The sequence below is a fragment of the Paenibacillus sp. 1182 genome (assembly GCF_017833915.1).
Classification (GTDB): Bacteria; Bacillota; Bacilli; order Paenibacillales; family Paenibacillaceae; genus Paenibacillus; species Paenibacillus polymyxa_D.
Genome location: NZ_JAFICR010000002.1, coordinates 439,432 through 462,289, shown reverse-complemented (window position 1 = coordinate 462,289; position 22,858 = coordinate 439,432). Strand labels below are relative to the sequence as shown.

15 protein-coding genes are annotated in these 22,858 nt (G+C 43.9%); 3 read left to right on the top strand and 12 right to left on the bottom strand.

Going from position 1 to position 22,858, the window contains the following annotated elements; all coding sequences use genetic code 11:
- Positions 1 to 614: 614 nt before the first annotated feature.
- From JOD82_RS05130 to JOD82_RS05100, 7 genes are all read right to left on the bottom strand, one after another.
- Entirely contained in the window at positions 615 to 1,085 is a 471-nt protein-coding gene (locus JOD82_RS05130; protein WP_069009993.1) for a LysM peptidoglycan-binding domain-containing protein, read from the bottom strand.
- Between the two features lie 382 nt (positions 1,086 to 1,467).
- On the bottom strand, positions 1,468 to 2,034 hold the full coding sequence (locus JOD82_RS05125) for a ComF family protein (protein WP_029514592.1): 567 nt from the start codon (positions 2,032 to 2,034) through the stop codon (positions 1,468 to 1,470).
- Between the two features lie 348 nt (positions 2,035 to 2,382).
- Positions 2,383 to 4,497, bottom strand: a complete 2,115-nt coding sequence (locus JOD82_RS05120) for a helicase-related protein (protein ID WP_209947822.1) — start codon at positions 4,495 to 4,497, stop codon at positions 2,383 to 2,385.
- A 200-nt stretch (positions 4,498 to 4,697) separates the two neighbouring features.
- The gene (locus tag JOD82_RS05115; RefSeq protein WP_029514594.1) at positions 4,698 to 5,138 is read right to left on the bottom strand and encodes a hypothetical protein; all 441 of its coding nucleotides are present in this window, start codon (positions 5,136 to 5,138) and stop codon (positions 4,698 to 4,700) included.
- A 169-nt stretch (positions 5,139 to 5,307) separates the two neighbouring features.
- A complete protein-coding gene (locus JOD82_RS05110) occupies positions 5,308 to 6,030 on the bottom strand; it encodes a response regulator (protein ID WP_007432713.1) in 723 nt (240 codons plus the stop codon).
- Between the two features lie 4 nt (positions 6,031 to 6,034).
- On the bottom strand, positions 6,035 to 7,195 hold the full coding sequence (locus JOD82_RS05105) for a sensor histidine kinase (RefSeq protein WP_013312293.1): 1,161 nt from the start codon (positions 7,193 to 7,195) through the stop codon (positions 6,035 to 6,037).
- A gap of 47 nt (positions 7,196 to 7,242) precedes the next feature.
- Complete coding sequence (locus JOD82_RS05100) at positions 7,243 to 9,960, bottom strand: stalk domain-containing protein (protein ID WP_209947820.1); 2,718 nt, start codon at positions 9,958 to 9,960, stop codon at positions 7,243 to 7,245.
- A 266-nt stretch (positions 9,961 to 10,226) separates the two neighbouring features.
- Here JOD82_RS05100 and JOD82_RS05095 point away from each other — a divergent pair, with 266 nt between their 5' ends.
- Genes JOD82_RS05095 through JOD82_RS05085 form a run of 3 tightly spaced genes read left to right on the top strand, consistent with a single transcriptional unit; the run spans position 10,227 to position 15,708 of the window.
- A complete protein-coding gene (locus tag JOD82_RS05095; RefSeq protein ID WP_029514596.1) occupies positions 10,227 to 11,636 on the top strand; it encodes an efflux RND transporter periplasmic adaptor subunit in 1,410 nt (469 codons plus the stop codon).
- Positions 11,633 to 14,749 (top strand): efflux RND transporter permease subunit, encoded by a 3,117-nt coding sequence (locus tag JOD82_RS05090; RefSeq protein ID WP_069009996.1) that lies wholly within the window; start codon positions 11,633 to 11,635, stop codon positions 14,747 to 14,749. Before JOD82_RS05095 ends, JOD82_RS05090 begins: the two co-directional genes overlap by 4 nt.
- A 56-nt stretch (positions 14,750 to 14,805) precedes the next feature.
- Positions 14,806 to 15,708: a TetR/AcrR family transcriptional regulator gene (locus JOD82_RS05085; RefSeq protein ID WP_029514598.1), complete on the top strand. Its 903-nt coding sequence runs from the start codon at positions 14,806 to 14,808 to the stop codon at positions 15,706 to 15,708.
- A 129-nt stretch (positions 15,709 to 15,837) separates the two neighbouring features.
- Here the strand turns inward: JOD82_RS05085 and metK are convergent, their stop codons facing one another.
- From metK to JOD82_RS05060, 5 genes are all read right to left on the bottom strand, one after another.
- The gene (metK, locus tag JOD82_RS05080) at positions 15,838 to 17,040 is read right to left on the bottom strand and encodes a methionine adenosyltransferase (RefSeq protein ID WP_013312298.1); all 1,203 of its coding nucleotides are present in this window, start codon (positions 17,038 to 17,040) and stop codon (positions 15,838 to 15,840) included.
- Positions 17,041 to 17,374: 334 nt separating this feature from the next.
- Positions 17,375 to 17,665, bottom strand: coding sequence for an alpha/beta-type small acid-soluble spore protein (locus JOD82_RS05075; RefSeq protein WP_069009997.1), 291 nt, complete (start codon positions 17,663 to 17,665; stop codon positions 17,375 to 17,377).
- A gap of 143 nt (positions 17,666 to 17,808) precedes the next feature.
- Positions 17,809 to 18,387 carry a hypothetical protein gene (locus JOD82_RS05070; RefSeq protein WP_029514600.1) on the bottom strand — a complete coding sequence of 193 codons (579 nt, stop codon included), beginning with the start codon at positions 18,385 to 18,387 and terminating at the stop codon, positions 17,809 to 17,811.
- A 47-nt stretch (positions 18,388 to 18,434) separates the two neighbouring features.
- Positions 18,435 to 19,976 carry a stalk domain-containing protein gene (locus JOD82_RS05065; RefSeq protein WP_069009998.1) on the bottom strand — a complete coding sequence of 514 codons (1,542 nt, stop codon included), beginning with the start codon at positions 19,974 to 19,976 and terminating at the stop codon, positions 18,435 to 18,437.
- A 99-nt stretch (positions 19,977 to 20,075) separates the two neighbouring features.
- Positions 20,076 to 22,499 (bottom strand): copper amine oxidase N-terminal domain-containing protein, encoded by a 2,424-nt coding sequence (locus JOD82_RS05060; RefSeq protein WP_209947818.1) that lies wholly within the window; start codon positions 22,497 to 22,499, stop codon positions 20,076 to 20,078.
- Positions 22,500 to 22,858: the final 359 nt, after the last annotated feature.

The window sequence follows — 22,858 nt, the reverse complement described above, 5'->3', positions numbered from 1 at the left end:
AGTTATCATATTAAAAGTATAAGAGAGAATGACCCATCAGCAAAAGTTTCTCTACATCTATATGCATCAATATGCAATGACATAAAAATAAAGAAAGCCCATGAAAGCTAATAACTCAGTCTAGTGTCTGTGTCTATTTATCGTCAAACATTGCTCCGTACTTTAGATAGAAAATAAAATAAGCGCCATTCCAGTTGTTTTCGGGAATAGCGCTTCATTATAAAATTAAAATAGCTATATGAATATGAGTAAATGTAGAAATTAATTATCAAGATGAGGGAAAAACCGGGCGAAACAATCCTCAGAAGAATTCATGTTCACCTGTGCCCCGAATGACATCAAGATAGCCCTGTAAATCCGGGGGAACGGCGCCCATACGAATGCTCCGCACATGGAGTGTGGGTATTCATAAATCTCATGGACCTAACATCATCTCAACTTATAACCTACCTGAAATCAAGCTAGATACACCAGTGGAAATTTGCAACCCAAAAAAACAAGCTATTTCACAAATAATTATTCAAAAAAGCATTGTTTTAATAGAGGCCTTCCCGTATACTATAGTCAAACGCTTGGTTTAAAAAACACATGTCGTTATACATTTATAATGATAATTATTTATTAGTTTTTGTTTGCGGTACTTGCAGTTCTTGGCCTGCTTTAATCAGGTTGTTGATTTTAACCAGTTCTTCAACAGTTACACCGTATTTTTCAGCAATAGAAGCCAGTGTGTCGCCATCTTGAACATTTACAGTAATTGTATTTACAGTTGTTGCAGGTGTTGTGGTTGTAGTCGTTGCTGGTTTTGTGGTTGTTGCTTGATTGTTGTTCTCAGTGGCTGGCTGAGCTGGTGTTGTAGTTGTTGCTTTTTCAGTAGTTCCAGTTCCAAAAAGTTTTGCTTCAAATGCTTTTTGTGCTGCTTCTTGTTGTTGAATGATCAGTTGTTCTTCAGCTCGATCCTTGTTGTATTCTGAACCAGATTTCGCCATTACTTGACCTGTTGCAAGTGGACTCAACAAAGATACTGCACCTAAACTAACTGCCAACATACTAGATACTACTACTTTTTTCATTACGTTTTTCATGATTTGTTCTCTCCTCTTTTTAGCTTTAAATTTTAATTAACTGCTTTACTACTGAGCGAGACACTCCCAATGTCCGCTCTTTAGTCATTAGCTAATCACTTATTACCAATCATGTTAGCTATCAACAGATAGAAATTGTACTCCTCTTTTCCAAAAAAATCAACCTCTAAATTGAAATATTCTGTTTTCATCCCTCACTTCCTTACTTTTTGTTTGTCTCTATATTTTTATTATATACCTCTCTCTAGCTCGTTGTCAAATCCTGCTGATTGTACGGCTTAAAAGACTTTTTGCTCTATCATTTAACCCTTCTTTCAAGAGAATTATAACCTTTTTTTCATAGTTTCAAGCGAAATTTATGGGGAATACCAGATATTTAGACTTATGATCTTGCTAAGGTCAGGCAAAAAATAGTCAAATGTATTCCTTGCTCTAATGCCTTTTCTCTCAAAACACGTGCACACGCCTGCAATGTGCTCCCCGTTGTATAAATATCATCAACAAGCAAAACGGTAACGGAAAGCTTATTTTCTGTAACACATTGAGATTTAGCTTTTAAAATAAAAGACTTCAGCAAATTTGTCATATTGGGGTGAACAGAAAACGCATTATTCATTGTGTTCATGCGTTCCTTTTTTGATTTAAAGCTTTGTTTGCCTGTATCTTGTGGACGAGCAAGTAAAGATAGGAAGGGGAGCTTATTCCGCTTAGCAATCTCTTCTGCCAAGATCCGAGCCTGATTGAAACCTCGCTCTGACAGCCTCTTCTCACTTACCGGAACACAGGTCACTACATCCACACTCCACAAAGATCGCTTGAAACGAGAATGTTTAAGACCTGCAAACTCATACCTCATCGCCTGATAGGCTCGATTCATGATCTCACCCAGCAGGGAACCATACTTTTCATTCCCGCGATATTTGAACTGTCCAATCCATTCTCTCATCATCGGCGTGTAGCTGGTTGCACTCCGATTGCACACATAGTAACGTACTAATCGGTCAAGCCTTACGCAATCCGGGCAAGACGTTGGACGTCCACAATAAACACAACGAATATCGTAAACCCAAGGAATTTGAAGCGAACAAGAAGTACAAATCCCGGGGAATTCGGAAAAACGCCCTGTGAGAGTGCCGCAAGCGATACATGTTTGGGACTGACGATGGAATAACCAATTCAAAAATAGACAGGTTCTTGGAATCATCCCCATACCAGAATGCACCTTTCTTGGTAGTTTACGTACCGACATTGTTTCAGGTTTCACATTTCCAAAAAAACTTTTTCTATATTAATGCATTTAGTGCTTCGCCTCCTTCAGGTATCCTCTTTTCCGAGCCAGTGCATTCATTCGTTTAATTTGTCTAATCGCTCTCTTTTGACCTCGAGTCCATTGAGGGGATGTAAAAATAACACCTCCGCATGGGTCATCCTTGGATCTTCCTGCGCGACCAGCCATTTGGACAAGAGAGGCTTCATCAAAAAGACTACTGTCCGCGTCTAATACATACACATCACTCCGTGGAACAGTCACCCCTCGCTCCAAAATAGTCGTTGTGACCAGAACTCGTATTTCAGTAGCTCGAAATAAGCGCACCTTAGCGGTTCTTTCTTCATCCTGTGAGGAGGTTCCAGCAATAGGTACATCAGGTAATTGTTTAATCAGCTGCTCCACAAGCCCCTGAATATGTGAGATTCGTGTCACAAACAGAAAAACCTGTGCTCCACGCTGTATGGATACACGTAGGCGTTGAATAAAGGATGCGGGAAGCCGACCTTTTTGCAGCCACTGTTGTACTGAAGCAGTCCCCAGACGAAAGGGGACAGGTAAAGGATAGCGATGAAAACGAACGGGAACCTTGGCATGTGGCAGTAGACCGCGTGCAGCCTCTTTCTGCAATGCATGCGGTGGTGTAGCAGATAAATAGATAAACCTTCCCATCGACTTACATACTGCTCGTGCAGCAAAGGCAAGCATAGGATCATTGTGATAAGGGAACGCGTCAATCTCGTCAATCACAACCAAATCAAAAGCTTGACGATAACGCAGTAGCTGATGTGTCGTCGCCAGTGTCAGCTGCCCCCTTTGCCAGCGTTCTGCGCTTCCCCCATAGAGCGTCACCATGCTTACATTGGGAAAAGCAATGGCCAAACGAGGGGCTAGCTCCAGTACCACGTCGCGGCGTGGTGTTGCTACAAGCGCCGTTCCTCCGTGATCCAGCACATATTGTAAGAGCGGAAACATCATTTCTGTCTTGCCTGCGCCTGTTACGGCCCAGAGCAGAAAACGTTCTACCGTGGTATCAGGCGCCTGCCGGTCAACGTTGTGCCTCGCACCTTCGCCAGGTTTCGGCGAAGGCTGCCTGCTACGGGCAAGGTTGCTGCTCTGCGAAGAGGCAGCTTCTGATCCCCGGCGCGCAACCATGCCGCGCCGGAACAACGCCCGGAGCCCACGGTCTTCCGGGCGAAAATGTCCCCGCACTTCGCCGTGCGGTGCGGCTAAAAAGCGCAGCGCCGCTTCGGCGGCGGCACGCTGCGCTGGGCTTAGCCCCCAGCGGTCGAGTTCCGTCGCCGGGGCTATGCCTGCTGTGCACGGCAGCGCGGGTTTCGCTGCACCGCGCAGCAGCAGCGAGCATTCACGGCTGCGTCCAAGTGCGAGACATGTCTCGCAGTAGGCGCACGCCTTACGGCCGCACGATGCGCAGCTCGTGCGGTGCACTATCCCGCTGCCACAACGGTTGCAGCGGAGTTCATGCGTACGCGCGGCAGACCAGCGCGTGCGAGGTGCTGGATCGAGGCCAGTAGCAAAGCTGAGTCGGCCTTGCAGATATGCAAGTTGTGCAGCGGATCGCCAAGTACGCTCCAAACCTGGCGCTGCCTCTGCCAGTAGCGCTTCGACTTCTGGAACGAGTAACTGGCGTCCTGACAACAAATTAGCCAGTTCATTCGCTTGTCGTGTTAAACACTCCCTCTCCAATCCATCCATTCCCGTGACGAGGTCCCTTTTTTGAATAGAACGTAAAACTCCCTTTGTTTCTCGTCTCTCATCCCCACTTTCTGTGCGAGAAGTCCAACCTTGTACATGATCCCAAATGCATATATTCTCTACTCTTCCAGATAAAATTCGTTCTCCGTCAAAAGGTTCAAGAGCCAGTTCACTTTTTAGCTGTGCGATAATATAAGCCCACCACTGCCGTTTCCCCCATCGCTCCATACCTACTAATTCCTTAAATGTTTCACACAGCTTTGTTCCCCAGGACAAGGGGAGCTCATCTCCTAATAACACCCACCTTTCGACAACATTCCCCTGCCCCTCATCTGGATTCATCCACCATGTCATATCTACTCGAATATCCACAGATAATCGGAGATTCCAATTCCCCTTATACCTCACTGCATATACTGCAATTTTCACCTTCCCCTTCTCCCCCCATTCATTACTTTTTGGGTTCTTATCACCCCAGAGAACAGCAAAAAAGCACACTTCTGTGGCTAATAGCCTGAAGTGTGCTTCACATCAAGTAGATCTCAACGATATCCCTGTTGTCTTGCCTATGCAACTGTTTATAAACATTTATATCCGATTTTGACCACGATGTCCACAATCCCCTGTTGCTAAGGAACAAGCGGAGCGTCCGCCAACGACTTGACTGTTCTAAGATCAATAACAACCTGCTTTTCACCGCCTGACTTCGGTAAAACCGGGTTCCCCGGTGAAAAACGACTTGAAATGACTGAAACATCCATATGACTATAGCGCACTAGCCGTGTCAGAATCGGTAGCGTATCGTCCATAGATTCATCATCCAGTACCGTCACATGTAGCGGCCTCCGGTGCAGCCAGGCAAGTATGTTCAACGAACGCATCACCCATTCCACACGATCTCCGTCATTGGACGTAATCACAATATAGCGAATCGCGCGATGACCTGGAGATATCGCGCATGAATCTTCGCCATTGTGATAAGCCTGAACCGCCTGTCGTATATACATAAGATGCACGACAGCGGCCCCCACGCCGTATATAAGCAATATCCAAACCAAGTGAGCCGTCACGAGGGTTCCACCTCCTCCTATAGCGACAATATATGCCGTATAACAGGAAGAGGTGTCACGGTTATGTACTGGGTTTCTGTATGAGCGGACATATCGCCCGGAGTGAAAGACGGTACAGCATTCATATCTATTAGCAGCTGCATCGTCTAATGCATGGAAAAACTACACTTTACAGCGTAACCCATCCATATTTGATTGAGTTAATAACTGCTTGTGTACGGTCATCAACCTCCATTTTTTGCAAAATACTGCTGACATGGTTTTTGACCGTTTTCTCACTAATGAATAAATATTCACCGATCATCTTGTTGCTCTTACCTTCAGCCATCAGACGCAATACTTCAGCTTCACGACGGGTCAATGGATTATTTTCACCTGCGACAAACTTCACGCCGGCTTCCTTCGTATGACCTTCAGCCATAGCCCCTGTTTCATTCAAGTAGGTCATCCGGCGGAGTTGCTGAATGAGCTTACCTGTTACCTTCGGATGGATAAACGCATAGCCTTCATGAACCGAACGAATAGCATTAATGAGGGACTCGGCCTCCATATCCTTTAACAGATAACCATTGGCTCCCTTGCGCAACGTCTCAAATACATAGCTTTCATCATCATGAATGGATAAAATGATAACTTTGACATCCGGGAACATCTCACGCAGTTTTTCAGTTGCCTCTACACCATTTTCGATTGGCATATTAATGTCCATCAGAACAATATCCGGTTTCTCTACGTTACAGAATTCCAACACTTGAATACCATCACCACATTCTCCGATGACCTCAATGTCGTCCTCCATATTCAAAATACGTTTAAGCCCTTCACGGAACAACTGATGATCGTCCGCTAAGAGAACTTTAATGGGTGCATTGCTAATTTCCTGATTTTCCATGTTGTTACTCCTTTCCCTTTTCCACGTTGGTTGGGATATGAATCACTATCTTGGTGCCTTGATTCTCAGCTGATTCGATCTCCATTCTCCCCTCGAGCAGTTCAACCCTTTCCCGCATACCAATCAGACCAAAATGCCCATGATCTTTGCTTTTTTGCTGAAAAAGCTCTGGCTTGAAGCCCAAACCATTATCCTGCACCACGATTTTTACAAGCTGCGCCTGATAGGTAATCTCAACAAGCACATAGGTAGGATAAGCATGCTTGGCAGCGTTGGTCAAAGCTTCCTGGATCAGACGGTAAATGGCTGCTTCCATCGCGGAAGAGAGACGGTGTTCCTTGCCCCTTGTTTCAAAAAGCGATCTAATCTTCGTTTTTTCTTCAAAATCCTGCACATATTTCCGGAGCGTCGGAATAAGTCCCAGGTCATCCAGGGCCATAGGACGCAAATTGAAAATGACCTTTCGCATTTCCTCAAGACTGGAGCGAACCTGTTTCTTCAAGTCTACTATTTCGTCCTGAACCATCTTAAATTCCTGCTTGGCGATCATTCTTTCCACAATTTCCGTCCTAAGCACTAGATGCGCAAGGAGCTGCGCAGGTCCATCGTGAATTTCACGGGATATGCGTTTACGCTCCTCTTCCTGAGCCAAAATAATTTTCAGACCAATAAACTGCCGGTTTTTAGCCGATTCGATGATCCGCGTCACTTGTCCCAATTCGCCCGACAAATATTCCAGCACGACTCCCATCTGCGAACCGATGGTTTCGGCGCGCTCGACAGAAGCCTCAACACTTTTGGCCCGCTTTTGAAGATCATCTCTTCTGGCTTTGAGATACATTTCCTTCTCGCGGAAAATCATCACATCGAGTTGAAGCTGTGTTGCCTTCTCATAAGCCTGCTTGATATCCTCTTCCGAATAGCGAACGAAGTCACGGCTGACCTCAGTCAACCGAATGCGGGACCGCCGATAGTTCATTTCCAGCTGGTCCACCTTTTCGATCGTTTCTGCTGTTTCCTTCAAGACGCTCTGGAGCTCCTGATTTAACGTGACCAGCTCGGTCCGGGCCGTGTCCAATATTTCGAACATCTGATATTTGCTGTTCTCCATCACCTGGATGGCATTTTTAATGACTCGGTCTATGATATCGGCTTGAAAGTCCACAAATGTTCTACTCCAATCCTAGCATTTCAAGTATATATCATACCATATCATGATTGAAGGGTGATGGTCTTCGTTTCTTGTTCCCATTTTACAGTCATTCCTAACTGCTCAGACACGAGTCTCAACGGGACTAAAGTCCTACCCCCTAGCACAACGGGTGCAACATCAGTACTTTGACGCTTCCCGTTCAGAACAACTTCTTTTTTCCCTACGGTCAAATCCATCAGCACACCACCGCGCATAACGGTGATCCGTTGATCGCCCGCATTCCATTTGGCTTGTCCGCCAAATGCGTCCAGCACATACTTAATCGGAACATACGTTGAACCATCGCGAGTCATCGGAGCTGCATCAATTGTTGTAGGTGTTCCGTTTACTGTCATTGATTTTTGTCCGATCGTCATTTGAGCTGTTCCCTTTTTAAGTCCTTCTGTGCCGACCGTTCCCGGTGTATTAAAAGAAATATTATCAAAAGCAACATTGCCTGTTTTAGCACGCTCGTCCTGACCTTCCGCCACATTGACCACATAAAGACGTTTCAGCTTCGCTGGATACGAAATATTCAAACCGCTCATATCTGCATTAATGGTTTTCCAACCGTTCCAGTCGATCACTTTAGCGAGATCAATATATGCTGTTTTGCCTTGGGCATCCTCTAGCTCCGCACGCAGCCAGTTCAGACTCTTATCCCCTCTGACATCAATTGAGATGGAAGTAGCCGCCTGTTCAAGCGTTTTCCCGGACGTGCCGTTCAATTGGGCGTAAGCATACATTTTACCACTGCCATTTGTCATATCGTAGTTCAGTTCCAGCACTTTGGAATTGGCATGGTCACCATCTCCTTGTACAACAGCCACTGTGCCGGTAACACCTTCCACATTCGAAGTAAAATCAACCGGATACGAAACATTTTCGAAGTTCTCCCAATTGTTTGTACTTGCTCCGCCAGCAGACAAGAAGACGACAGCGCTGAAACCATCATAGCGACCGATGGCATAGCCCGTTTTCACGCCTGCATCCACCGTATTTACTGTAAGTTGATTGTCCTTAACGCTTCCCTTAAAGCCAATGAACTCCCATTTGAGCGCATCTGACGTAATGCTGACACTCTGTCCATCTTTTGTCTTTGCCGTTACCGGTACAGCGATTTTAGCTCCAGCGGTAAGCGAGCCAGTTCCACTTCCTGCGGTGAGTGATGAAATTTCATCTGCTCCAAGCACGGTGACCTTAGTTGTAGCGCTGGCTGAGCCACTGGATGCCGTTAAAGTAGCCGTTCCCGGTTGGGCCCCCTTCACAACGCCGCCGCTCACTGACACAACAGCCGGGTTGCTGGACTTCCACGTCACTTGTACTTTTGAGGTATCGAAGGGATTGTAGTAGTTGTCATAGCCTTTGAAGGAATAGCTTCCGGTCTGACCAATCAGCAGCGTTTTATTGCCCTTGATGGTGAAACCTTTGAGCGTTCCTTTAGGAGCATTGGTATATACCCCCACTCCATTTACGATACTACGTTGCTCTGTACCATATTCCGTATTGAACGTAAGTCCCGCTGTCGTATCCCCCAAATCACGAGTCACCATGGTCGTAGAACCGCCCCCATCGAGGTTCATACCCTTCCAAACGCCAATATCTTTCATCAGCGTTTGCAGCTCGCTCAGGGATACACCAACGCTGTTCCCATTCTTCTCAACGGCAATGACATAAGCGTAACGCTTGTCACGGGAATATCCCAAAGCTGTACGCGCACGCGTCCCGCCTATGCTTGTTGTGCTCCGGGAAAAAGAGGTTTTCTGACCGTCATTTACTAATATGGTATGTCCACCAATCATCATCTGAAGGTTGGAAGGATCTACTTCACTCCCTGTCGATTTAACACGAAGGCGATAGCTTGTTTCTACCGTCTGTCCCACGGTCAGATGCGCTTTGGCATAATCAGCCGCTTTACCGTGAGTACGTAAAATATAGCCATCCTGCGGAACGGTCATATTCAATGTAGCATTGTCGGAGACTTGCGTAACCACACCATTTTGTACCAATACCTCGGTAGGCGTTGTCGAACTGTTTTTGGGCCGCTCAATTGCTTTCCAAGCAGATGTATAAATATACATAGCATTAGAGTGACTATAACTGCCCCCACTCGTCTCAGGCGAATACGAAGCCTTGTTCATCCCCGCCAAAGAGAAAGACGACCCGTCTCCAGCTTTTACTGTTCCTTCAAAAGTAAACTGCTCCACCATCGGAGAACCATCTCTGGTTACAGCAAAGGCATACATGCCCGTTAAATCAGATGGAGTAGACATCAACACACCCTTGGATACTTGTCCACCGATCGGAGCTCCCTCGCTTGAGGTATTAAAATAATCCCCGTTTACACCAGCAACCGCTCCAGTCTCTTTTGCCATGCCGCCTGTGCTCTGCCGGGTCGTAAACTGTCCATTCTTCCCCGTCATGACATCCAGCTTAACGTACGGATTTTGCAAGTCTACTCGAATGATATCAGCCAGTGCTGTTCCTTTGGACCCTTTAAAACGATATTTCAATAATGTTGCACCCGAAGTAATGATCTCTTCTCCCAATTTTACAGTTGAACCAGAGGCTGCACTTGCGATTGGAGCAGACATCCAGCCATTCAAGGGGATTAGAGCCCCAGTTCCAGCAACTGGACCGACCCATAATACCCCTGCCAGTGTTAACACGGCCCATCTTTTAGCGATTCCTCTGCCATTAACTTTCACTTCACTCTGTTTCTTATTACTTAAAAACATTTGGATAATAGCTCCCATCTTCAATGTATTTAAACGGTTTTGTTCCGCGCATGTACTCTATCAATAAACAAAAAAATCCTCTTATGTTAATAGACTTATTATATAGGCAAAAGTTACGAAAGTCCCGTCAACTAATTCATAAAATCTAAAACGATGAATTGACGAATGCAATATCGGCGCACTATAATACATTTGAACTTGTTAGTTCAAATAATACTGATTAGTTCACTTCTCTAATTATGACCCTATCGGAAGGATTGATAATCATGAATAAACAACGGGCCATCATCATATCTACTTTATCCCTGTGCATCGCAATGACCGGATGTTCTACAGAAAAAAAAGATGCCGCTCTAGGTTCATCTGTACAGCCAACCGTTGTGCGGACCGCAATCGTCAAATCAACGCCACTTCATACTGCCTATAACTTGTCAGGCACTCTTCAAGCCTATGAAGAACGTACACTGGCTTTTCAGAACGGAGGTATCGTCGCTAGCGCAGAAATCACTACCGGGACGGCTGTACAGAAAGGTACAACCATTGCCCGTCTAGATGACGCTGACTATAGACTGCAGGTTGCACAGGCGACAGCCTCTATTCAAGAGGCCTTGGCCGGTATAGATAACGCACAGGCTAATTTACAGGCTGCTACCTCCGCGATTCAATCCGCCGATGCCGGCATTACAGGAGCTCGCGCGAATGTTAACAAGGTCAATAAAGGCGCACGTGCTCAAGAGAAACAACAAGCGCAAGCTACTGTAGATAAGGCACAAAGCGCTTATAACAAGGCCAAGACGGATAGCGAGCGCACACAGAAGCTGTTTGAGGCAGGCGCTGCTACCGCATCAGATAATGAAAATGCTCACCTGAATGCTACCGCAGCCCTGAAAGACTTGGAACAAGCCAAGGAATCCCTGTCCCTTTTGCTGGAAGGGGCCACAGCCGAAGATCATCAATCCGCCCAAGCTTCCTTTCAAGATGCGCTTGCAGGTAAAAGCAAAGCCCTAGCGGCCAGTGAACAGGCTGTGGCTTCCCAAAAACAAGCCCATGCCAACTACGAAAAAGCCCTTGTTGCCAAGGGGCAGGCAGAACTTGCACTTTCACGCACACGTCTAATCTCTCCTGTGAACGGTGTAATCTTAGAAAAAATCGTGAATACAGGTGATTTGGTCGCGTCAGGGCAAGCCGTCTATCGCATAGGCACCATCGACCGCCTCAAAGTACTACTTCCTGTACCAGACAGTGAAATTAAGGATTGGAAAAAGGGTCAACAAGTAGAAGTGGCGCTCTATGAAGAGACCCGTCAAGGTACGGTGTCTAACGTCTATCCTTCAACCAGCACCGACACAGGAAGGGTTAACGTAGAGATTGTTATAAACAATCCACAGCGAGACTGGTTACCCGGTCAGGTCATTAAAGCTGCTCAACAGGTGACCGACAAGAATGGGATTCTCGTTCCTGCCGAAGCAGTCATTAACACGGGAAGCAAGCCTTTTATTTTCAAAGACATTCAAGGAAAAGCTGTTAAAACCCCTGTGGAGCTTGGTAATCAGGTTGTAGATAATCAGTTGCAAATCGTATCGGGACTTCGTGAAGGCGAACGTATTATCGTTAAAGGGGCAGAAAACCTGTTTGATGGAAATGCGATTCAGTCGGAGGAAGGCGGACGCCCATGATTGAGTACATCGTAAAAAAACGAAAAATTACATTGCTGTTTTTTGTCATGCTGATTTTGGTCGGAATCTTCGGCTTTTTCCAGTTACCACAGCAGGAAATGCCGGATGTCACCATACAGAATGCTATGGTAACAACAGTCTACCCTGGTGCTTCACCACAAAAAGTAGAAGAAACCGTAACTAAAGAGCTGGAGAAACGCATTAAGGAAGTTGAAGGTGTTAAAACGATTAGTTCGACTTCTGGTAACGGATTCTCCTCTATTTTAATCGAATCCAAAAACGGAGTTGATCCTCAAACGGTTTGGGATGATATGCGTAAAAAAGTGCAAGATGCACAAGCTGATCTTCCTCAAGGCGTTGAAGTACCTGTTGTAAATGACAAACTAACCAGCTCTTTTATCGGCTCCTATACCCTGACGGCTGACTCTTCCACACCGCTGTATAAACTAAATGATTTAACAACGACTTGGAAAGATCAGCTCAATACCATTTCTGGCGTATCTAGCGTCAAATTCAATGGTCTCCCTGATCAAGAAGTACGTGTCCATATTGACAATCAGAAACTTCAGCAATACCAGCTTTCGTGGGGACAAGTGGCTCAAGCGATTCAGGCTCAAATTGATCGGGTCCCTACTGGTAATATTGAATACAACGGACGTACCTATCAACTTATTGTTCGCGAGACCGAAAAAGCTGATGAATTGAATCAGGTCCTTTTGACACGCACCAAAGAGGGTAATCCTGTTTATTTGAGAGATATCGGCATAACGGAGCTGGCCCATCCTAATACAGAATACTTTGCCTATGTAGAGGGTAAACCGGCCATTACGTTAAGTATTGGAGCAGAAACAGGCACAGACATCCCTTCTATGAGCGAAAAGGTCAATACCAAGCTCAAAGAACTGGAAAAAACACTCCCCGCAGGTGTTCACTTTCAAACTCTTTTTGCACAAAAGGATCAGGTAAGCCATATCTTTGACGACTTAAAGCGTGAAACGATTCTTGCGATTGTGGCCGTTATTCTCGTTTGTATGTTGGGGCTGAATTTGCTCACCTCTGCATTTGTTGCACTGGCCATTCCTATTTCGGTTTCGATTGCCATTATCTTTTTGCCTATGTTCGGCATCACTCTAAATCAGATTTCCGTTGTCGGTCTGATCATCGTACTCGGCATACTCGTGGATGATGCCGTAGTTGTAAATGATAATATTGAGCGTAGACTTACGGAATTAGGAGAATCACCCTCAGTCGCAGCTGTAAAAGGTACCAAAGAGGTCATGCTTTCTATTTTGGTTGCAACTCTGGCTACCATCTCAGCTTTCGCACCATTGTTGTTTCTTCCTGGAAATGTAGGTGCCTTTATTAAACCTATTCCTGCTATTGTCTCCCTGACCATGCTTGCCTCTATGATCATGTCGCTCACCATCATCCCTATTTTTCGAGAATGGTATGAGAAGCGCAGACAGGCTCGTCACCCTCAGGGTAAATCTAAACCAGCAGGCTTGCTCGGCCAGCAGATTCATTCTTTAAACAAGCTCTATTCACAAAAACTGATGCCTAAGGTCATTCAGCGTCCCTTATTGACAGCCATGGTCGGACTCATGCTTGGAACAGCCGCCTATGGATTAGTTCCCTTTACCTCAGTTGAACTTTTTCCTGAGTCGGAAGATCCTCATGTTGCACTAAATGTAAAAATGCCTGTAGGCACTTCAATTGCGGAAACCGACCAGGTCGTTAAAGACCTTGCAGGCTGGGTGAAAAAGCAACCTGAAACTTCCAAGGTCGTCTACAGCACTGGAGGGACTGCCCCACAACTGTTTAGTGACATTAATAGTTCGGGTGGAAATATTAGTTATAACGAAACGGTGGGGCAGATTGCTGTCGTCGGCAAAGAAAACGTATTCGATCTCAATACGACAGTTGATGCTTGGGAACAACATGTTAAGAAATCCTACCCTGGAGTTACAGTTACGATGTATGTTCCTCGTCTCGGGATTCCAGTGGGTAAGCCCGTTTCTATTCGTATCTCAGGTCAGGATCTGAATGAACTGCAAACTCTTGCCCAAAAGGCAAAGGAGCAGATCGCGACAGTAGAGGGCACAACAGGCATCGTGGATGATATAGGAATTGAACGATATGCACTGGAGCTTGAGGTCAACAAACAAGCGATGGATCAATACCTGGTAAGTTACACAGATTTGACTCGCACCCTGCTTCTATTAAAAGAAGGAGCCCAAGTCAGCCAATTTGATACTGGAAACAGTCTGGTAGATATTAAAATGTATTTGAATCACAGCGACGAGGAGCCAAGTAAGCTTTTCCAACAATTAAGTGTAGTTAATGCAGCTGGTAAGCAAATTCCATTAAACCAGCTTGTCCAGATTAAGCCGTCATTTGCTATTCAGCAAATCAAGCATTACAATATGGAGCGGACGATTACGGTGGAAGCCGATTTGAACGGACGAACTGCAAGCGAAGCGATGGTTGATGTTGAAAGTAAGCTGGCGCAAATGAAATTCCCAGAAGGCTACAAATGGGAGGTTGGTGGGGAAACCTCTGACCAATCGACCATATTCAAGGACTTAGGACAGCTGGCTATCGTTGTAGTCTTGCTCATTTTACTCTTGATTACTATGCAATTTTATTCTCTCTCCATTCCTATTATTATTATGACGACCGTGTACCTGGCAGCAGCCGGCGGGATTATTGGTATTTTCTTAACCGATATGCCTATCGGTTTTATGAGCATCATGGGAATCATTGCACTCGCGGGCATTGTTGTGCGGAATGGGATTGTGTTAATTGAATTTATCGAGGATGCACGACATGAAGGAATGGAATTAAAGGAAGCCGTAATACAGGCGGCCGCCGCTCGCTTCAGACCAATTTTATTGACATCCTTGGCCGCCATTGTAGGTATGATTCCGTTGGCACTATTGGGAAGCCTGCTCTTTAAGCCACTGGCGTTTACCGTCATTTTCGGTTTGTTATTCTCGACCTTGTTAACCTTGTTTGTCGTGCCGTCCTTGTATATGATCATGGCCAAATACAAGATGCGCCGTCAACTCAAAAGACAGCAGCACACAGTTATCACACCTGATCAATCTTTATGATGTATGAAGTGAGTTCGCATGCTGTCGAGTTAGTCGGTCCCTAGGGGGAAGTATGTATGGAAAGCAAAAAAAATGATATTTTACAGGCCGCCATTCGGCTGTTCTCCAGAAAAGGCTATTATTCAACATCTGTTGAAGAAATCGCCAAAGAAAGTGGGATGGCGAAGGCATCCTTTTATAAATATTTTCAGGGAAAAGAAGAACTCCCTCTAGAAATGTGTATCATTCTGGAAAATAATATTGAACAAGACATCCGGGCTCTCTACAGTAAACCTGATCTTTCTAAGCACGATAAACTACATGGTTTTATTGTACTTTACTTGAAAAATCTCGTTGAAAACAAAGTGTATCTCATGATGGATCTTCCTGAGCCTTCCATGCTTATTTTCCAGAATGAACAACTTAATTACGCATTCGAGAATCATGAATACAAATTGTACAGATGGGTTCGCGACTGCCTGATTGATATTTTTGGACCGAGCATTGAAGATCATGCATGGGACGTGACCTTTGTACTTAAAAGCATTGTGTTTGAATATATTCGCTTCTTTGCCGATCGCATGAATGATGAAACGATTGAACATCTGACACAGTTTATTATCTTCTTATCCAGTTCCTTGGCAACCAGCCTGAACAATGCTGATTCAGCTCCACATTTGTTCTGGAGCAAGCAAGGCTGGTTACCCGAAAGTGCTCTAAGTAATCCTTTTGATCAAGGCCGTCAAATTAACAGCCTTCTCCACTCTTTGGAAGACAGTATACTGCTGTCTTCTTGGAGTTCAGAGGAGAAACAGGAGTGTCAGCAAATCTACGCTCATTTAAAGGAAGAGGCTCTGAAATCGAACCCTCAGAAAGGCCTCCTGAAAGCCCTTTTTGCGTATTTGGAGCAGTACAAGGAACTGCAAAAGGTTTGTCGTTTACTTAAAAATTTATTGGACCATGCACCGATATCCGAGTAGTCACTCAGCATTCGGTACATCAGAGCAAATTCGTACTTAACAGCGAAATACAACCCAAAAAGACTGTTCATGCAAAGCATGAAACAGTCTTTTTGGGTTGTTGCTTTTATTTTGATAACATACGAGGAATTACAGCCCCGCTTGTTCTTTTAGAATTTCAGCTTTATCTACGCTCTCCCATGGTACATCCAAATCTGTACGTCCAAAGTGACCGTAGGCAGCAGTTTGCTTATAAATTGGACGACGCAGATCCAACATGCGAATAATACCTGTTGGGCGCAGATCAAAGTTATTTCGGATCAATTCAACCAGCTTCTCATCACTCACTTTACCCGTACCGTATGTATCGACGTTAATCGAAACAGGCGTAGCTACACCGATGGCATAAGCAAGCTGAATTTCCACTTTGTCTGCCAATCCAGCTGCTACGAGGTTTTTCGCTACATAACGAGCAGCGTAAGCAGCGGAACGGTCCACTTTGGTCGGATCTTTACCGGAGAATGCTCCCCCGCCGTGACGTGCATAACCACCATACGTATCCACAATAATTTTACGACCTGTCAGACCTGCATCTCCTTGAGGACCACCGATAACAAAGCGTCCTGTCGGATTAATGTAATACTTGGTTTGCTCATCCAATAATTCGGCAGGAACAACTGGCAAAATAACCTTTTCTTTGATGTCTGCTTGAATTTGCTCCAAAGTAGTATCCTCCGCATGCTGCGTAGAAACTACAATAGCATCAATACGAACAGGTTTACCATTTTCATACTCTACCGTTACTTGGGTTTTACCGTCAGGACGAAGGTAATTCAGTGTTCCATCCTTACGCACTTCAGACAAGCGCCGTGCAATACGGTGAGACATAGCGATAGGTAAAGGCATCAACTCCGGCGTCTCGTTCGTAGCAAAACCAAACATCAATCCTTGATCTCCAGCCCCAATGTTTTCCGTTTCTTTATCTACTTCAGCAGGATCACGGCTTTCCAAGGCAGCATTAACCCCTTGAGCGATGTCCGGCGACTGTTCATTCAAAGAAGTCAATACAGCGCAAGTATTATAGTCGAAACCGTATTTCGCACGTGTATAGCCAATTTCCTTAATCGTATTACGTACAATGGATGGAATATCCACGTACTCCGATTTGGAACTGATTTCACCAATAACGAGAACGAGACCAGTAGCTACCGATACTTCACATGCTACCCGTGCATTAGGGTCATTAGCCAGAAAGGCATCCAATACAGCATCGGATATCTGATCACAGATTTTATCCGGATGGCCTTCTGTTACAGACTCGGACGTGAACAAATGACGGCCTTTTACAGACATGAATTTCAACCTCCCACAATTAAAATACATGAGGATTTAATAAAAAAATCCTGACATGGTAATGGCATTATTCAGATACCTTCAAGCCATCAAATGGCGGGAGGTATCTTGTTACACCTGATTAATAAAAAATGAACCTTCTCCGGTAGGAAAAGGTTGCGTACAAGCCTCAAATGCCATGATATCCTATTTAAAACAAGGTGTCAATTCGTGTCACCCAATGACAACATTCGAAATTAGGGTAAGTCTACATGCAAACCATTTTTGATTTACATGTAAATTACCCCAGATTTTACGCTACTATATGTTCAAAAACTGTAGAAATTATTGCAACTTACAATGTACCATATTCAGATAAGCTACGTTCAGCAGATTGTATCAGTCGCTTAGTAATTTCACCACCAACCGAACCGTTCTGTCTTGAAGTTAAATCACGCCATGCTACATTCCCGCCCCCCGCAAACTCCCCCAATTCTGCAGCAAATTCACTGTCAGCCTTAGGTTGTATATGTGTATATTGGGGATTATAAACAGGTAGCCCAAACTCAGCAGCGATTTCATACTTCAAATCATCTAACCTGACACGACTTTCGGGAATTAATCGTCTTTGACCTCTTGACGCCATCTCGTATACACCCTCCACTAAATGTATTGTCTTTCATGGGGTTAGTGTGCAGCGATTAGGTTCAACTTAGCCAAGAACAATTTGCTATCCCAAACAGTATTTAAGAAAAAGAGCCGCCGAAAGCAGCTTAAATACAAAACAGTTTACTGAACAGTATAACCGCCTCGTACCATAACGACCAGACCAAACTTCTGACCTTCTTTTACTTGAATACCTCTTCCTTCTCTAGGAAACGATAATAAATGATTTTTTTCGACAGCCTGATTATGAACAATTTCAGTTCCAGAAGTAATATCAATAGCCCCACTGGCATCCATACTATACACAACAGCATAACCATTACGTAAAATAAATTCCGAGCCTGCTTTGGCAATCAGTTTTTGACCAGGCTTTACATCAACAACCTTTAAAACCTCTGTCTGCTCTGGTGTGGAAGTTTTTCCTGCACTAGAAGTTCCTGACGCCGTTGTGTTAGAGGTAGCGTTTGTCGCTGGAGTAGTCGAACTAGTCGTTTTACTACTCGTGTTACTTGCGGGCACTCCACCTTTGATTGCCTGGGCAATTTTTTGGTCAACATAGCTTTTGGTTACGACTGGATCGTCAGCTGTACCAGGTTGTCCAGAACTGGAGGCTCCATTAACTGAATTGTTCATTAAGGAGCCTGCTACAATTCCTCCCCCAAGTAAAGCTGCAGCCAACGATACTTTATAGCGTGATTTCATGAGGTCCTCCTACTGCAGGTTATAAGAAATTAAAGATTAAGCTTGAATTATTGGGCACCAGCTCCAGAAGCAGCACCTTGTAAAACCCAGGGTTTTTCATAAGCCATCTTCAATGTATCAATGCTTATAACCAGATCTTCCGCTTGCTGTTCTGTACTCGTCACCTTCAGATTTGCGTCAAACACCTGAAGCTCCGTAGCCAATCCCACATCAAATTGTTTTTTTGCCATATCCGCTGCACTGCGTGCACTAACCAAACCAGCTTGAAGTTGTGAGTATTGGCTCTCTAAACCTTTAATAGTATTATAGGCATTTCTTACAGCTTCTTCGAGTTGTCTCTTTGTACCTTCTGTAGCAAGTTGAGCTTTCTCCACATTGAGCTGCTCAGCTTCATAAGGCGTGTTTCCAGGTGTGCTAAAGTTGTAAAGCTTCAAGCTTAATTCAGCCAAATCTACCTTTTGCTCACTTAACCAAATGGCAGTACTACTAGTAAGTACTTGGCTTACAGTAGTCTCTACATTACTTTTAAACTCAGAATAAACAGGTTTATCCTTCAATTCATAACGCTGCTCGGGCTTGTAGCCAATGAGTTGGTTCAATGCTAAAAAAGCACTATCCAAGTCTTTTTTAGCCTTGTCTAAAGCTGCCTTGTTTTGAGTTACTAGATTCGTTGCTTGGGTAACCTCATAGTCACTGGACATTTGGTTATCTCTTTTAATTTGTGCAACTTTCAACTTGCGCTCAGCATCTTCAATATTCAAAGCAGCCAACTTAACGGCATTTTGTTTTTGAAGAAGCTTATTATAAAGATCCTTCACGTTATATTGAATACCTTCCTTAGTCATGTCTAAATTCTTCTTTGCCGCTTCATAATTAAGGTTGGTTTGAGCATACCCCTTAAAAGCTTTATCAGAAGCTTCAACGCCTGCCTCAGCAGGAACAAAATCGATATTCTTACCTGCTTCTTTCATAATTTTTCCAGCTTGATCAATACTATTTTCTACTGTTTTGATCGATGTACTATCAGCAATTGCCAGTTTAACTGCATCATCATAGGTCAAAGAATCATTATAATAAGTATCATAGGTAACTTGGGTCACAGGGGTTGCGAGATGCTTACTGGACAAACTATTGGTTTGGTCGCTAGTAGTGCTGCCATCAGCTTGATTGGAAATGGTCACTGTTCGTGTAGCCTGATCCCAATTTACTTTGGCGCCTAATGATTGGCTCACAAAACGTAAAGGAACGAGTACTTGACCCTTTTGAATTTGAGTTGCTGCATCGAGCTGTACAGGATTACTATTTTTATAAGCTAGTTTAGAACCAACATTTAAAGTTAACGTATCGTCATTTTTAGATGCTATCACTTTTTTAGCTTTGCTGTCCCAATCGACTTGTGCTCCCAAGCTTTCAAAAACTCCACGAAGAGGCACCAGGGTTGTATTTTGACTAACAACCGGAGCCTGTGTATATTGCTGGGTTACACCGTTAATAATAACCTTTATATCACCTGCTTGAGCTCCTGCAAAATTGGCAAATGCAGAAGAAAGAACCAATGTAGAAAGTGCTGCCACTCCAAAACGTTTCATAATTTCTCTCCTTTGTCAATAAGACTAATAAAAGAAAAGGGCTCCAAAAGGAACCCTCTTCTCATCTAATTCAGTTAACTCAAAAGAGTTGCTCTTAAATTAGTTTTTGTTTTCAACAGTAACTGTTTTTGCAGTTGCATCATAAGTGATGGATGCATCCAGCGCTCTGCTCACCCAAGCGATTGGCAGTACAGTACGGTTTTTGTTAGTTACAGCTTTAACGTCCATACGAATCACAGAACCGTTAACAGTCAACAGGTTTGTGTTCAGTTTGATTTGAGCAACAGTGCTACCTTTGATCAGGGTAACTGTGGAAGTTGCTTTGTCAAACAGGATGTTTTGTGGGGATACACCCAGAGCTTCAGCTGCATAACGTACTGGCAAGTAAGTGCGTCCGTTTTCAGCATAAGCAGCTACTTCTGCTGTTTTAGTTTCGCCGTTCACAGTGTAGGAAGTACTTCCCAATGTGAAGACAGCTTTAGTTTTAGTAGCACCTGGAGCTGGAGTTCCAACAGTTGCGATTGCTACTTCAGCAGCTGCAGTGTTGTTGTCTTTCCAGTTTTGAGTGTTTTCGCTACCTCTGTAAGCAGTGTAAGCTACAGCACTACCTTTCAACTTAGCAACAATGTCGCCTTGAGCTACAGTACGGTCAACAGTCAGCTTAGGAGCCGAAATTGTGATTGTACTTGGAGTAGCACTTTCGCTGTCGATGTAGAAGCTCAGACGGCCTTTGTTGCTATCGCCGTAAGTATCAGTAGATACGCTCTTCACTTTAACATCACCAGCTGTTACTTTCACTTCTGGAGTAGAAGCAAAACGTACGCCTACTGGCAATTCCAAGATTACTTCACGGCTACCATCTTTCTTAACAAAAGCTTCTTTAGCAGCTTCAGTGATTGTGATATCGCCAACTTGTTGATCGCCCAGACCGATTGTCAAGGTAGGTTTGGAAGCAGCAGCCAAAGTAACTGCTTGTTTCACAGTTGCAACTTTAACAGTACCGCTCAAACCTTGGCTACCAGCAACTTCAACGTTCAGATCGCCAGAGAAACCTGGTTGCGTAGCTACTTCAACATTTTTAAGTTTCAAACTACCAGCGTCAGTTGTGCTGTTAGGATTATTGAAAGTCAGTTTCAAAGTACGTTTATCGGAATCAGTGTAAGATACTTCTGCGTTACCCAGACCATTAGTATTCTCCATAGATCCTGAGAAACTTGAACCTGGATCTTTGTCATCAAAAGTCGACTGCCAACGAGCACCTTCAGGCAAGCGCAATGTCACAGTACGCTTTTCAACAAAAGAATCAGCAACTTTTTCCTTAATTACGATGTCACCAATTTTTTGTTCGTCGTGACCAGCAAGAATTGTTGTTGGAGTAGCAACAGTAACTCCTCCACCAATTTCTCCATAGTTACCTACTACAAGAGTACTAACATCAGTAGATGCATTTCCGGAGATACTTGCTACAACATCGCCTTCTTTAGCGCTTGTTTCATCATCAACATAGAATCCAACAGGCAATTGGAAAGAAGTTTCTTTCGATGTCTTAGCAGACAGAGACAACTCCAATGTATCACCATCAGGATCATAGTTCACTTTCACATCTTTATCACCATACAAAATGGTAGCAGCTTCTACAGGCTTAGCATCCCATTTAAAACCACTAGGCAATTTCAGTTTAATTGTGTTAGTTTCCAAAGCACCAGCCGTTTGTTCTTTAACTTTCAGAGTTGCAGTGAAACGTTCTTGGCTAGATACAGTATCAGCAGCCGACAAGGAAACCTGGCCGGAAGATACTACATTAGCAATTGTTACTTCACCACTAGTGATACCGCTATTGCTGTCTGCATCAATAGCGACTTTGACCGGACCAGTGCTTGGTCCTGTAACATTCATGTTCAGGAAATTCAGGTAGATTCCAAGATCATCATTAGTATTATCAAAATTAACTTGTACTCTAACAGTACTATCATTCAATGGCGTTACAGTCACTGGATTTTCAATATCTCCAGAGTTATTTTTCAAACCATTGTCATCCATTTCAACAAATACACCCATACCATATGTTGTACCGTTATAAGTAGCAGATGCTACACTACCATAGTTCTTTTGTGCAGAACTATCATTGTGTCCAGATACACCAATAACGCCGGCATAATTTTCAAGCTTATTTCCAGTAACTGCCGAACCGTTAAACTTAATACCTTTAGGCAATCTTACAGTAAAAGAAGAACCATTAGTCACAGCAGCTTTACCAATGTTCACTTTCACTCTACCCAGTTGTGCGTTTTTTTCTGCGGAAGAATTAAGAGATGGAGTATTAATTGTTTGGTAGCTAGAAGCTGCATGGATTGCAGTTGGTGCAGTCAATGCTGCGATTGGAGCTGCTACACCAGCAACCAATGTTGCTGTTGCCAGCACGTTGATCATTTTTTTATTAAACTTTGTCATAACCTTTTTTTCTCCTCCTTGAATATAACCAGAAATATTATTTTTGTCTTTTTGTCGGATCTTGTCACTCATCAGTCGTTACACCTCCTTTCCGAGCTTTATGAGAACCCTTATAAAATGATATCTGTGACAATATCACAGAAGCTTGGAATCTAGTTGAAAGAAAGCGTCCATTTATGACGTACTCCAGTATTATACAATGTGATAACAATGCAGTAAAGATTTTTTTTAGCGAATTTTGTCTTTACGCTTTTGCACCCCTTTGTTTCATACTCACCCAATTAGACGTAGCATGGGTTCAAAAAGTTGCGTCCGTTTCAAAAAAAAAATTTTATTTTTTTGAATTATGTATTCCGCTTTCCACAGTCATAATTATACTCTTGATCCTGTTCCTCCGTCATCCTACAACTTTTACCTCCTCAACCTTAAAT

Coding starts and splice junctions, on each gene's coding strand:
- JOD82_RS05095 (WP_029514596.1), top strand. CDS start 10,227: ATGAATAAACAACGGGCCATCATCATATCTACTTTATCCCTGTGCATC.
- metK (WP_013312298.1), bottom strand. CDS start 17,040: ATGTCTGTAAAAGGCCGTCATTTGTTCACGTCCGAGTCTGTAACAGAA.
- JOD82_RS05110 (WP_007432713.1), bottom strand. CDS start 6,030: ATGGAAAATCAGGAAATTAGCAATGCACCCATTAAAGTTCTCTTAGCG.
- JOD82_RS05075 (WP_069009997.1), bottom strand. CDS start 17,665: ATGGCGTCAAGAGGTCAAAGACGATTAATTCCCGAAAGTCGTGTCAGG.
- JOD82_RS05130 (WP_069009993.1), bottom strand. CDS start 1,085: ATGAAAAACGTAATGAAAAAAGTAGTAGTATCTAGTATGTTGGCAGTT.
- JOD82_RS05065 (WP_069009998.1), bottom strand. CDS start 19,976: ATGAAACGTTTTGGAGTGGCAGCACTTTCTACATTGGTTCTTTCTTCT.
- JOD82_RS05060 (WP_209947818.1), bottom strand. CDS start 22,499: ATGAGTGACAAGATCCGACAAAAAGACAAAAATAATATTTCTGGTTAT.
- JOD82_RS05100 (WP_209947820.1), bottom strand. CDS start 9,960: ATGTTTTTAAGTAATAAGAAACAGAGTGAAGTGAAAGTTAATGGCAGA.
- JOD82_RS05090 (WP_069009996.1), top strand. CDS start 11,633: ATGATTGAGTACATCGTAAAAAAACGAAAAATTACATTGCTGTTTTTT.
- JOD82_RS05125 (WP_029514592.1), bottom strand. CDS start 2,034: ATGATGAGAGAATGGATTGGACAGTTCAAATATCGCGGGAATGAAAAG.
- JOD82_RS05070 (WP_029514600.1), bottom strand. CDS start 18,387: ATGAAATCACGCTATAAAGTATCGTTGGCTGCAGCTTTACTTGGGGGA.
- JOD82_RS05085 (WP_029514598.1), top strand. CDS start 14,806: ATGGAAAGCAAAAAAAATGATATTTTACAGGCCGCCATTCGGCTGTTC.